The organism is Streptomyces sp. NPDC101181, assembly GCF_044767975.1.
Taxonomy (GTDB): Bacteria; Actinomycetota; Actinomycetes; order Streptomycetales; family Streptomycetaceae; genus Streptomyces.
This window is the reverse complement of sequence record NZ_JBIWOX010000001.1, coordinates 623,023-634,679: the sequence shown is the minus strand read 5'-3', so window position 1 is coordinate 634,679 and position 11,657 is coordinate 623,023. Positions and strand designations below refer to the sequence as shown.

Sequence of the window (11,657 nt, the reverse complement as noted above, 5' to 3'; positions counted from 1 at the left end):
CTCACATACCTCACGCATCCCACAGGAGTGAACAGCATGGGTATCGCCGACCAGTTCAAGGACAAGGCCCAGGAGCTCGCCGAGCAGGCCAAGCAGAAGGCCGGTCAGGGCAAGGACCAGGCCCAGGAGCGAGGCCGGCAGGGCCGGGACGACGTCCAGGACCGTGCTCAGGACGCCCAGGACCAGGCGCGCGAGCGCTTTGACCGTTGACGGTCGCTGAGGTGTGACGCGTGCGCGCTGCGCCGTGCGCGTGGGTACGCGTTACGTCAGGAGGCGCATCCGGGTGACCGGATGCGCCTCCTTCTTGTGCGCTGGACGACCGCTGTTGACCGGATCGGGTGCCGTAGTACGCACGACGCGGGAGCGCACGACCGGGCCGCGCGTCCCGGCCGGTCCCTCCCTCAGCCGCGTCGCGGCGGCAGCGGCGGCCGGCGCAGGTCCGGGGCCGACCCGTACGAGGGCGGGGTCGCCGCCGGAGAGACGGCGAGGAGGTCCAGGGCGATGCGGACCGCGTCGTCGAGCACGGCGTAGCGGCCCTCCGCCCAGTCCAGCGGCGTGCGCAGCGCCTCCACGTCCGGCTCCACCCCGTGGTTCTCCACCGACCAGCCGTAGGTGTCGAACCAGGCCGCGTTCATCGGGACCGTGATCGACGTGCCGTCGCCGAGGCGGTGATGGCCGGTCATGCCGACCACCCCGCCCCAGGTCCGGCCGCCCACCACCGGGCCCAGCCTCAGCAGCCGGAACGCCGCGGTGATCATGTCCCCGTCGGAGGAGGTCGCCTCGTCGGCCAGGGCGACGACCGGGCCGCGCGGGGCGTTGGAGGCGTAGCTGACCGCCTGGGCGTTGCGGGTGAGGTCCCAGCCGAGGATCGTGCGGGTCAGCTTCTCCACCACCAGCTCGCTGATGTGGCCGCCCGCGTTACCCCGGACGTCCACGATCAGGGCGGGCCGGGAGACCTCCAGGCGCAGGTCCCGGTTGAACTGGGCCCAGCCCGAGCCGCCCAGGTCCGGGATGTGCAGGTAGCCGCACTTGCCGCCGCTCAGCTCCCGGACGACCTCACGGCGCTTGGCCACCCAGTCCTGGTAGCGCAGCGGACGTTCGTCGACCAGCGGCAGGATCGCCACCCGGCGGGAGTGGCCGCCGCCCGCCGGCGTGAACGTCAGCTCCACCGTCGTACCGCCCGCCGCCGCCAGCAGCGGGTAGGGCCCGGCCACCGGGTCCACCGGGCGGCCGTCCACGTGCGTCACGACCGCGCCCTCCCTGATCCCCGTACCGGCCAGCGGCGAGCGGGCCTTGGAGTCCGAGGAGTCGCCGGGCAGGATGCGCTGGATGGTCCACGCCCCGTCCCGGCAGACCAGATTGGCCCCGAGCAGTCCGATCGCCCGCTGGTAGTGCGGCGGTCCCTCGTTGCGGCGGGCGGGGGAGACGTAGGCGTGCGAGGTGCCCAGCTCGCCCAGCACCTCGCGCAGCAGATCCGCGAACTCGTCGGGGGAGGCGACCCGTTCCACCAGCGGGCGGTACTGCTCCAGCACCCCGTCCCAGTCGATGCCGCACATGTCCGGGTCCCAGAAGAAGGAGCGGACGATCCGGCCCGCCTCCCCGTACGCCTGCCGCCACTCCGCCCCCGGGTCGGCCTCGTGCAGGATGCGGCGCAGGTCGAGATAGACCGTGGTGTCGCCGTCGCCGGGCTCGGTGGCGGGGACGGCGCGCAGTTCGCCGTCGTCCATCACGACGAGCCGGGACGCGTCACCGCTGACCGCGAACCAGTCGAGGTGGCCGACCAGTTCGGTCCGGCGGGCCTTGGTGATGGTGAAGTGCTCCAGGGTGGGGCGCCCGGACATGTCGGCCGGGTTGGCGAACGTCTCGCCCAGCGCCCCGGAGATCGGCCAGCGCAGCCAGACCAGCCCCCCGCCGCTCACCGGGGCCAGCGCCGAGTACTTGGAGGCGGAGACCGGGAACGGCGTCACCCGGCTCTCCAGGCCCTCGAACTCCACCATGACCGGGGACCCTTCGCCCGTACCGCCCCCCGGCACGTCCACCGGGTCCAGCCCGCCCGCCGCGGGCCGTCCGTCCGGGGAGAGCGCGAAGGGCGAGGGGGTCGCCGAGGAGAGCGGCACCAGATACGGGCGGCAGCCCAGCGGGAACGACAGGTCGCCGGTGTGGACGTCGTAGACCGGGTCGAAGCCGCGCCAGGAGAGGAAGGCGAGATAGCGGCCGTCGTCGGTGAAGACCGGGTTCTCGTCCTCGAAGCGGCCGTCCGTGACGTCCACGATCACCGGGGCGCCGGGGCCGGAGATCCGGGCGAGCTTGATCTGCCGCAGTGACCGGCCGACGCCCGGGTGCGACCAGGTCAGCCAGGCGCCGTCGGGGGAGAACGCCAGGTCGCGGACCGGGCCGTTGACCGAGCGGATCACCTCGGTGAGCCCGGGGTGGCTCGCGGCCACCGGCGCGCTGACCAGGACGGCCCCGCCGGTGGCCGCGTAGAGGTCGGCCCGCGTGGACCCGCCGGGAGCCCGCGGCGCGCCCTCCCGCGCCGCGGTCGGGTCTTCGCCCCTTTCGCCCTGCTCCCCTCCCTCCGTTTCCTCGGAGTCCTCCGGCTCCGCCGTGTCCAGGAGCAGCAGGCGGCCGTCGTTGGCGGCGATGGCCAGGCGGTCGCCGTCCGGGGCGGAGGCCATCTCCTGCACCCGGCCCAGCAGTCCGGCCGCCAGCAGCCGCGGGGGGCGGTCGCCGCTGGCGCGCGGCAGGTGGGCGATCTCCACCGCGTCCTCGCCGACCGCGTCGGTGACGTAGGCGATGCGGCCCCCGCTGCCGAGCATCTCCGGCAGCCGCACCCGGACCCCGGGGGTGTCGGCGATGGTGCGGGCGGGGCCGTCGCGGTGGGTGAGCCAGTAGAGGCTGCCGCGTACGGTGACGGCGCTGGCCCGGCCCGTCTCGTCGACCGAGAGCGAGTCCACGTTGCTGGCGGCGGACACCTGGTGGACGCGGCGGCCGGTGCGCGGTCCGCCCAGGCGCACCTCCAGTCTGCGCGGGGTGGCGTCCGGCGACTCCAGGTCCTCGACCAGCCACAGCTCCCCGGCGCACTGGTAGACCACCCGGTGGCCGTCGCTCGCGGCGTTGCGGGCGTAGAAGGCGTCGTGGTCGGTGTGGCGGCGCAGGCCGGTGCCGTCCGTCCGGCAGGAGTACAGATTGCCGACGCCCTCGTGGTCGGAGAGGAACGCGATGCGGCGGCCGACGAACATCGGCGAGGCGAGATGGCCGCCGATGTCCGCCAGCAGCCGCTCGCCGTGCAGCCACAGCCGCCCGGTGGCCCCGCCCCGGTAGCGCTTCCAGGCGGCCGGTTCGTGCGGGGGCGTACCGGTGAGCAGCAGGGTGCGGCGCTCGCCGTCGAGGTCGGCGACGGCGATGTCGGAGACCGGGCCCCAGGGGAGCCTGCCGCCGGGGCCGCCGTCGGTGGGCACGCTGTAGGCCCAGGAGAAGTACGAGAACGGCTGCTGGTGCGAGGAGACGGCGAGGATCTGCGAGGCGGCGCCGGGGTCGGGGCTCCAGCCGCAGACCCGGGCGTCGGTCGAGCCCCAGTGGGTGAGCCGGCGGGCGGGGCCGCCGTCGACCGGGGCGAGGTGGATCTCGGGGTCCAGCGTCCGCCAGGAGGTGAAGGCGAGCCAGGCGCCGTCGGGCGAGAAGCGCGGGTGGCTGACCCGGGTCCGGTCGGCGGTCACCCGCCAGGCCCGGCCGGGCCGGTGCCCCGCCGCCGCGAGCGGGGCGACCCAGAGATCGTCCTCGGCCGCGAAGCAGAGCATGTCCTGGTGGAGATGGGGAAACCGAAGGTACGCGCCGTCATCACTCACCCCCCAATGCTTTCCGCGTGCGGGGTCCGGGGCAACTTGTGGCCCAGCCCACAAGCGAAACGATTTCGTTTCGCTGGGTGATGGGGGTACGGTTCAGGTGTACGAAACGGTTTCGTTCGATCCTGGGCGAGATCACGGCAACGCGAGGCGACACGGCGAGGGAGGTCGGCCCATGGCACGCACCAGGCTGACGCCCGAGCGTGAGGCCGAGCTGTACGAGTCGGTGCTCGACCTGCTCCGCGAGGTCGGCTACGAGTCCCTCACCATGGACGCCGTCGCCACCCGCACCCGGTCGAGCAAGGCCACTCTCTACCGCCAGTGGGGCTCCAAGCCCGAACTGGTCGCGAAGGCCCTGCGGCACAACAAGCCGGGGGACCTCTCGGACATCGACACCGGTTCGCTGCGCGGGGACTTCCACGCGGTGCTGAGCCGGACCGACGACTGCCAGATGGAGAAGGACGCCGCGCTGATGCGGGGTCTGAGCCATGCCGTCCACGAGAACCCCGAACTGCTCCAGGCCCTGCGCGAGCTGCTGATCGAACCCGAGATGAACGGCTTCGACCAGATGCTGCGCCGGGCGATGGACCGGGGCGAGCTGAGCCCGGACAACCCGGCGCTGAAATACATCCCGCACATGCTGGTCGGCGCGCTGGCCGCCCGGCAGCTGATCGAGGACCGCCCGATGGACCAGGCGTTCCTCAAGGACTACGTCGACTCCGTGATCCTCCCCGCTCTCGGCGTCTGACGTACCCCCGGGGCCGCCCCCACCCAGGGCGTCCCGGCACCCGCACGGCCCTCTCCCCGCACGTTCCACCTGACACGCCGCTCTCGTCGTCGGGCTGGTTCCACACGGCCGATTTCCACTCATACGACCTGACCGGGAGTACGCCCCCGTGGCCACTTTCCTCTACAAGCTCGGACGGCTCACCTTCCGCCGCCGCCGCTTCGTCGCCCTGATCTGGGTGGCGTTGCTGGCGATCGCCGGAGTCGGTATGGCCACCGCGTCCACCGCCACCTCCAGTTCCTTCTCCATCCCCGGCACGGAGGCGCAGCGCGCCTTCGACCTGCTGGAACAGCGCAACCCCGGCGGCAGCGCCGACGGCGCCACCGCCCGGGTCGTCTTCAAGGCCCCCGGGGGCGAGAAGGTGACCGACGCGGAGAACAAGCGCGAGATCACCGGCATCGTCAAGGAGCTGGGCACCGGCTCCGACCAGGTGGCCGCGGCCGCCGACCCGTTCACGACCGACGCCGTGAGCCAGGACGGTTCGACGGCGTACATCTCGGTCACCTACAAGGTCAACTCCATGGAGCTGACCGACGACACCCGGACCGCCCTGGAGGACGCGGGCAAGGACGCCCGCGACAGCGGCATGAAGGTGGAGATCGGCGGTGACGCCCTCCAGGTCATGCCGCACACCGGAACCGCCGAGGTCATCGGGGTCGCCATCGCGGCGGTCGTGCTGGTGATCGCCTTCGGCTCGCTGGTCGCCGCCGGGCTGCCGCTGATCACCGCCCTGGTCGGGGTCGGCATCGGGGTCGGGTCCATCACCGCCCTGGCCAACGTGCTCGACCTCGGCTCCACCACCGGGATCCTCGCCACGATGATCGGGCTCGCGGTCGGCATCGACTACGCGCTGTTCATCGTCTCCCGCTACCGCGCCGAGCTGGCCGAGGGCCGCGAGCGCGAGGAGGCGGCCGGACGCGCCGTCGGCACGGCGGGATCGGCGGTCGTCTTCGCGGGCCTCACCGTGGTCATCGCCCTGGCCGGCCTCGCCGTCGTCAACATTCCGATGCTGACCAAGATGGGCCTCGCCGCCGCGGCGACCGTGGCGATCGCCGTCCTCATCGCCCTCACCCTCGTCCCGGCCGCCCTCGGCTTCGCGGGCAAGCGGGTGCTGGGCCGCAAGGCGCGCAAGGCGTCCCAGGACGCGTCCGGGGCCACCGGCGCGGACAGCGGCGCCGAGGCCAAGCCGAACATGGGCACCCGCTGGGCGCGGTTCGTGCTGCGCAAGCCGGTCTGGGTGATGCTCGTCGGCGTCCTCGGCCTCGGCGTCATCGCCGTACCGGCCGCCTCGCTGGAGATGGGCCTGCCCGACGACGGCGCCCAGCCGAAGTCGACCACGCAGCGTCAGGCGTACGACATGCTCTCCGACGGCTTCGGCCCCGGGTTCAACGGCCCGCTGCTGGTCGTGGTGGACGGCAAGGACAGCTCCGACCCCAAGGCCGCGGCCGACCGGGTCTCCAAGGAGGTCGAGTCCCTGGGGGTCGCCGCCGTCGTTCCGCCCGCCTTCAACAAGGCCGGCGACACCGCGACGATCACCGTCATCCCGAAGGACCGGCCGTCCTCCCACGCCACCGAGGAGGTCGTCCACGACATCCGGGACGCGGGCAAGGACGTCCAGGCGGACAGCGGTGCCGAGGTGCTGGTCACCGGCGCCACCGCGATGAACATCGACTTCTCGCAGAAGATGAACGACGCGCTGGTGCCCTACCTGGCGCTCGTCGTCGGCCTCGCGTTCCTGCTGCTGATGCTGGTCTTCCGCTCGGTCCTCGTTCCGCTGAAGGCGGCCCTCGGCTTCCTGCTCTCGGTGGTCGCCGCCCTCGGCGCGGTCGTCGCGGTCTTCCAGTGGGGCTGGCTTGGCTCGCTCTTCGGGGTCGAGCAGACCGGTCCGATCATGAGCATGATGCCGATCTTCATGGTCGGGGTGGTCTTCGGTCTCGCCATGGACTACGAGGTCTTCCTGGTGACCCGGATGCGCGAGGCGTACGTCCACGGCGAGAGCCCGGGGCAGGCCATCGTGACCGGCTTCAAGCACGGCGCCCGGGTGGTGACGGCCGCGGCCGTGATCATGATGGCGGTCTTCTCGGGCTTCATCGGCTCCTCCGAGCAGATGGTCAAGATGATCGGCTTCTCGCTGGCCGTCGCGGTCCTCTTCGACGCCTTCGTGGTGCGGATGGCGATCGTGCCCGCCGTGCTGGCCCTGCTGGGCAAGAAGGCCTGGTGGCTGCCGCGCTGGCTGGACCGGGCGCTGCCCGACGTCGACGTGGAGGGCGAGAAGCTCCAGAAGCTGCTGGGCGACGGGTCCGGCTCCCCGCAGAAGCCCGGCGACGGCGACGGGGACCGCGAGCTGGCCCGCGTCTGACCGTCCGGCGGTCCGCCGGACGGGGGACCACGAGCCCCGGGGCCGCGCCTGAGCGGAGCGTGGCCCCGGAAGCGCCGGTCACCTGTGGGGACGGGGACCGGGGCACCCAAGGAGAAGCCCCCGTGCGGTCAGCACGGGGGCTTCTCCGGTGCGGCGGGCGGCTCCCGGCACGGCCGGGGGCGCTCGCCGCTCAGCCGTGGGCGGGCTGGGTGCCCCGGTCGGGGCTGGCGGTGCGGGACGGCGGGCGCTGCTCCCGGGCGGCGTCCGCCGACGGCGCGGCCGGGGCCTGCGAGCGGATGCGGGCCAGGAAGCGGATCAGGGTCCGTATCTCGAACTGGAACACCTCGACGCCGTCCGCCGAGTGCAGCTCCACGATCAGCTGCGTACGGCCGCAGGGCCAGACCCGGACGGCGCCGCGCTCGATCGGGGTCCGCAGGCCGCGCTCCAGGAGGTCGCGGCCGAACGCCCAGTCGGTGCCGCCGGGCAGGGTGATGTGGACGGTGCGCGGGTCGTCGGCCGCGTCGTAGCGCAGACCGACCGGGACCGGGCGGGTCAGAGGGCCGTCCGTGATGAGCCGGGCGCGTGCGTGTTCTTCGATCACAGGGGACATGGGCCGGCTCCTCCTATATATGTAGCTCTGCCCTCTAATGTCCCATATTTTGCGGAAGCGGCACGGTGGCGTCGTCCATCCTGCCGACGGCTTCCGCTCTCGCGCCGGGTCCGCAAGAGAGCACTGTTGTCGATGGGTTCATGACCCCGCCCGCGCGGACGCCTCTCGTACGGGCGCAGGTCCTCTCTCCCGCGTGTACCCGCTGGATGCACCGATGCACCTGCCGCGGTTCCGTCGTCGTAAACAGATGGTGACAGTGCGGTGGCGACGGCGCCCCGCCCCCGGGGCGGGGCGCCGGGGCGTGCACCATGGGGGGATGAGCGGGAGCGCGGGAGTGGGCACGGCGGTGACGGAAGCGGGCGCACCGGGGGGCACGGACACCGGGACGGGGGTCACCGGAGCGGGGGCGGCTCCGGGCGCGAGCGCGCCGGTCGACGTACGGGGCACGGTGGCGCCCGGGTTCGAGGCGGTCGCGGACGCGTTCGTCCGCAACTTCGAGCAGCGGGGCGAGCGCGGCGCGGCCGTCGCCGTCTACCGCGACGGGCGCAAGATCGTCGACCTGTGGGCCGGTACGCGAGACGTGGACGGCGCCGAACCCTGGGCGGTCGACACCGTCCAGGTCGTCCGCTCGGCGGGTAAGGGCATCGCCGCCGCCGTCCCCCTCCTGCTCCACCAGCGCGGACAGGTCGACCTGGACGCCCCGGTCTCCACCTACTGGCCGGAGTTCGCGGTGAACGGCAAGGAACGCGTCCTGGTCCGCGACCTCCTCGCCCACCGCGCCGGGGTGCCCGCCCTGGACACCGCCCTCACCCCCGCCCAGGCCGTCGACGGCGTCACGGGCCCCGCGGCCGTCGCCGCGCAGCGCCCGCAGTGGGAGCCGGGCACCGACCACGGCTACCACGCCCAGACCTACAGCTGGCTCATCGGCGAACTGGTCCGCCGCGCCACCGGCCGCACCATCGGCCGCTGGATCGCCGAGGAGATCGCCCGCCCGCTCGGCCTGGACTTCTGGTTCGGGCTGCCCGCCGACGAGGCCCACCGCATCGGCCGCATCGGCCCGGTGGACCCCCCGGCCGCACCCGCGGCGGCCTCCGCCCCGCGCATCCGCCCCAAGCGCTCGGTGGTGGAGGCCTACAGCGACCCGGACTCCCTCACCCGCAGGGCGTTCGGCGCGATCGCCCCGTTCCCCGACGAGAACGACCCCGCCTACCGCGCGGCGGAACTCCCCGCGTCCGGCGGCATCGCGACCGCCCGGGGCCTGGCCCGCTGCTACGCCGCGATGATCGGCCCGGTCGACGGGCACCGCCGCCTCTTCGCCCCCGCCACGCTCACCCTGGCCCGCACCGAGGAGTCGGCGGGCCCGGACCGGGTCCTGGTCGTCAACACCCGTTTCGGCCTGGGCTACTTGCTGCACGGCCCGGCCACCCCGCTGCTCGGCCCCGGCTCCTTCGGCCACCCGGGGCGCGGCGGTTCGCTGGGCTTCGCCGACCCCGAATCGGGCATCGCGCTCGGCTACGTCACCAACGGCCTCCGCAAGGGCGTCACCGCCGACCCCCGCGCCCAGGCCCTGGTCAGGGCAGTACGGTCGGCGCTATGACACGACCCCGCTTCCACGGCCACACCGCTCTGATCACCGCCGCCGGCCAGGGCATCGGCGCGGCGACGGCCCACCGCCTGGCGGCGGAAGGAGCCGCCGTCCTCGTCACCGACCTGGACGCACGGCGCGCGTCCGACACGGCGGCGGCGATACGCGAGGCGGGCGGCACCGCCGACTCCCTGCCCTGCGACGTGGCGGACCGGACGGCGGTGGAGGCGGCCGTGGCGTACGCGGTCGAGACCTTCGGCGGCCTCGACGTCCTCGTCAGCAACGCCTACGCGGCGAGCGACGACGCCGAACTCTTCGAGGACGAACCCGACGAGCACTGGGACCGCGATCTCGACATCACCCTCTCCGGTCCCTTCCGCTGCGCCCGCGCCGCCCTGCCGCACCTGGTCGCCTCCGGCCGGGGCGCGATCGTCACCATCGGCTCGGTCAACGGCGAGCAGAGCTTCGGCGGCCACGCGTACAGCGCCGCCAAGGCGGGCCTGGCCAGCCTCACCCGTACGCTCGCGGGCCACGCGGGACCTCGCGGCGTCCGCGTCAACCTCGTCGCCCCCGGCACGATCCGCACGGCGGCCTGGTCGGGCCGGGACGCCGAACTGGAACGGGCGGCGGCCCTCTACCCGCTGGGCCGGATCGGCGCCCCGGAGGACATCGCCTCCGCCGTCGCCTTCCTCGCCTCGTCCGACGCGTCGTGGATCACGGGGACGACGCTGCGGGTGGACGGCGGCATCCTGGCGGTGAACACGGGCTTCCAGCGGGCGATGGAGCAGCCGTAGCCCCGTAGCCGCCCCCGCCGTTCCCGGTGGCTCAGCCGCCCGCCTTCAGCACCTCCGCCACCACCGGGCCCGCCGCGTCACCGCCGTGGCCGCCGGTCTGGACGACCGCCGCCGCGGCGAGGTCGTCGCTGAATCCGGTGAACCAGCTGTTGGAGGTCTCCTGGCCGTCGACCTCGGCGGACCCGGTCTTGGCGCCCTTGTCGCCGCCCACCGGGGCCATCGCCTTCGCCCCCGTGCCCCAGGCGGCGGTGGCCCGCATCATCGTCTTCAGCTGCTGGGTGACCGAGGGCGACAGCGAGCGGGCGGCCGAGGCCAGCCGCCGGTCGTCCAGGGTCTGCGGGACGATGACCGGCTGGCGGAACGTGCCGGTGATGGCGGTGGCGGTGACCGAGGCCATGTTGAGCGCGTTCATCTGGACGGTGCCCTGGCCGATGTACTGGGCGGCCGCCTCGCCGCCCGTCTCCTCCGGGACGCTGCCGTCGGTCGTGACGACGCCGCTCTTCCAGTCCAGGCCGATGCCGAAGACGTCGCGGGCCTCCTTGGCGAGCGCCGCGTCGTCCTTGGTGTCGTCGATCAGCTTGATGAAGGCGGTGTTGCAGGAGCGGGCGAAGCTCTGCGTGAACGTGGACCCGTCCGGCAGCCCGAAGTTGTCCAGGTTGTGGAACGAACGCCCTTGGTACATCGCGTCCTTGGGGCACTCCGCCGCCCCGTTCGCGGTGACGAGCCCCTTGTCCAGGAGCAGCGCCGCCGTGACGATCTTCAGCGTCGAGCCGGGGGCCTGCTTGCCCTGCAACGCCACGTTGAACTCGGTCACCGGGTTGTTGGCCACCGCGCGGATCGCCCCGGTGGATGGCCTCACCGCGACGACGGAGGCCTGCGCGTACTTCTTCACCGCCCGCTCGGCCGCCGCCTGGGCGCCCGCGTCCAGCGTCGTCTGCACCTTGCCGGGCGTGCCCGGGGAGAGCGTCAGCAGGGTCGTGCCGGGCTGGGACTCGTCGGCGGGCTCGATGCGGGTCTCGATGCCCGCCGAACCGCCCGAGCTCTTCCCGTACTTCTGGCGCAGGGTCTCCAGGACCGGTCCGAGCGAGGGGTACTTCTCCTTGGTCAGCACCGTCCCGTTGCGGTCGACGGCCTCGATGGCCGGGGTGGCGGACTCCCCGGTCCGCAGCGTCGCGCCCTCCGTCAGCCGCGGGTGCACGACGGTGGGGGCCCAGTCGACCAGGGCCTTGCCGCTGTTCGGGCCGCGGACGACCGTCAGCTCCGAGGCGTACGACAGGGGCTTCGACTTCCCCCCGTGCGAGACGGTGGCCTTGACGGTGTACGGGACCTTCGTGCCGACCGCGGGGCCCGGGGTGATCGTCACCTCGCCGATACGGGCGGCCCCGCCGAACGAGGCGAGCACCGGCTCCGCGCTCGCCTCGTTGTCGGTGAGCAGGGCGGCGGCCGCCGCGTCACCGGAGGCCCACGCGTCGAAGAACCCCTTCGACGTCTCGGCCGTCTCCTGCGCGCTCGGCGGCCCCGTCCTCACCCGCGCGGACGCGCTCCGCGCCTTCCCGTCGTCCCCGCCGTCCCCGTCTCCGAGCATGCTGTACGCCCCGTAGCCGATACCGCCCGCCGCCAGGACGAACACCCCGCCGACGACGGCGACCCTCACTCCGCTGCGCATCCCGCAGCCCCCTC

8 protein-coding genes are annotated in these 11,657 nt (G+C 73.5%); 5 read left to right on the top strand and 3 right to left on the bottom strand.

The window, feature by feature from the left end:
• Positions 1 to 36: 36 nt before the first annotated feature.
• Positions 37 to 210 carry a hypothetical protein gene (locus ACIRRU_RS02680; protein WP_363201190.1) on the top strand — a complete coding sequence of 58 codons (174 nt, stop codon included), beginning with the start codon at positions 37 to 39 and terminating at the stop codon, positions 208 to 210.
• Positions 211 to 401: 191 nt separating this feature from the next.
• Here ACIRRU_RS02680 and ACIRRU_RS02675 read toward each other — a convergent pair whose 3' ends face one another.
• The gene (locus ACIRRU_RS02675) at positions 402 to 3,845 is read right to left on the bottom strand and encodes a S41 family peptidase (protein ID WP_403675234.1); all 3,444 of its coding nucleotides are present in this window, start codon (positions 3,843 to 3,845) and stop codon (positions 402 to 404) included.
• A gap of 172 nt (positions 3,846 to 4,017) precedes the next feature.
• Here ACIRRU_RS02675 and ACIRRU_RS02670 point away from each other — a divergent pair, with 172 nt between their 5' ends.
• Together ACIRRU_RS02670 and ACIRRU_RS02665 are read left to right on the top strand one after the other, a co-directional pair.
• Positions 4,018 to 4,590 (top strand): TetR/AcrR family transcriptional regulator, encoded by a 573-nt coding sequence (locus ACIRRU_RS02670; protein ID WP_403675231.1) that lies wholly within the window; start codon positions 4,018 to 4,020, stop codon positions 4,588 to 4,590.
• 148 nt (positions 4,591 to 4,738) lie between these two features.
• The gene (locus ACIRRU_RS02665; protein WP_403675228.1) at positions 4,739 to 6,988 is read left to right on the top strand and encodes an MMPL family transporter; all 2,250 of its coding nucleotides are present in this window, start codon (positions 4,739 to 4,741) and stop codon (positions 6,986 to 6,988) included.
• A 190-nt stretch (positions 6,989 to 7,178) separates the two neighbouring features.
• On the opposite strand, the gene ACIRRU_RS02660 is transcribed toward ACIRRU_RS02665, so the two are convergent.
• Positions 7,179 to 7,598 carry an SsgA family sporulation/cell division regulator gene (locus tag ACIRRU_RS02660; protein ID WP_403675225.1) on the bottom strand — a complete coding sequence of 140 codons (420 nt, stop codon included), beginning with the start codon at positions 7,596 to 7,598 and terminating at the stop codon, positions 7,179 to 7,181.
• 316 nt (positions 7,599 to 7,914) lie between these two features.
• On the opposite strand from ACIRRU_RS02660, the gene ACIRRU_RS02655 reads away from it, so the two are divergent.
• Together ACIRRU_RS02655 and ACIRRU_RS02650 are read left to right on the top strand one after the other, a co-directional pair.
• The gene (locus ACIRRU_RS02655; protein WP_403675222.1) at positions 7,915 to 9,195 is read left to right on the top strand and encodes a serine hydrolase domain-containing protein; all 1,281 of its coding nucleotides are present in this window, start codon (positions 7,915 to 7,917) and stop codon (positions 9,193 to 9,195) included.
• Positions 9,192 to 9,977, top strand: coding sequence for an SDR family NAD(P)-dependent oxidoreductase (locus ACIRRU_RS02650; RefSeq protein WP_403675218.1), 786 nt, complete (start codon positions 9,192 to 9,194; stop codon positions 9,975 to 9,977). Before ACIRRU_RS02655 ends, ACIRRU_RS02650 begins: the two co-directional genes overlap by 4 nt.
• A gap of 31 nt (positions 9,978 to 10,008) precedes the next feature.
• Here ACIRRU_RS02650 and ACIRRU_RS02645 read toward each other — a convergent pair whose 3' ends face one another.
• The gene (locus tag ACIRRU_RS02645; protein ID WP_403675215.1) at positions 10,009 to 11,643 is read right to left on the bottom strand and encodes a penicillin-binding transpeptidase domain-containing protein; all 1,635 of its coding nucleotides are present in this window, start codon (positions 11,641 to 11,643) and stop codon (positions 10,009 to 10,011) included.
• Positions 11,644 to 11,657 lie beyond the last annotated feature (14 nt).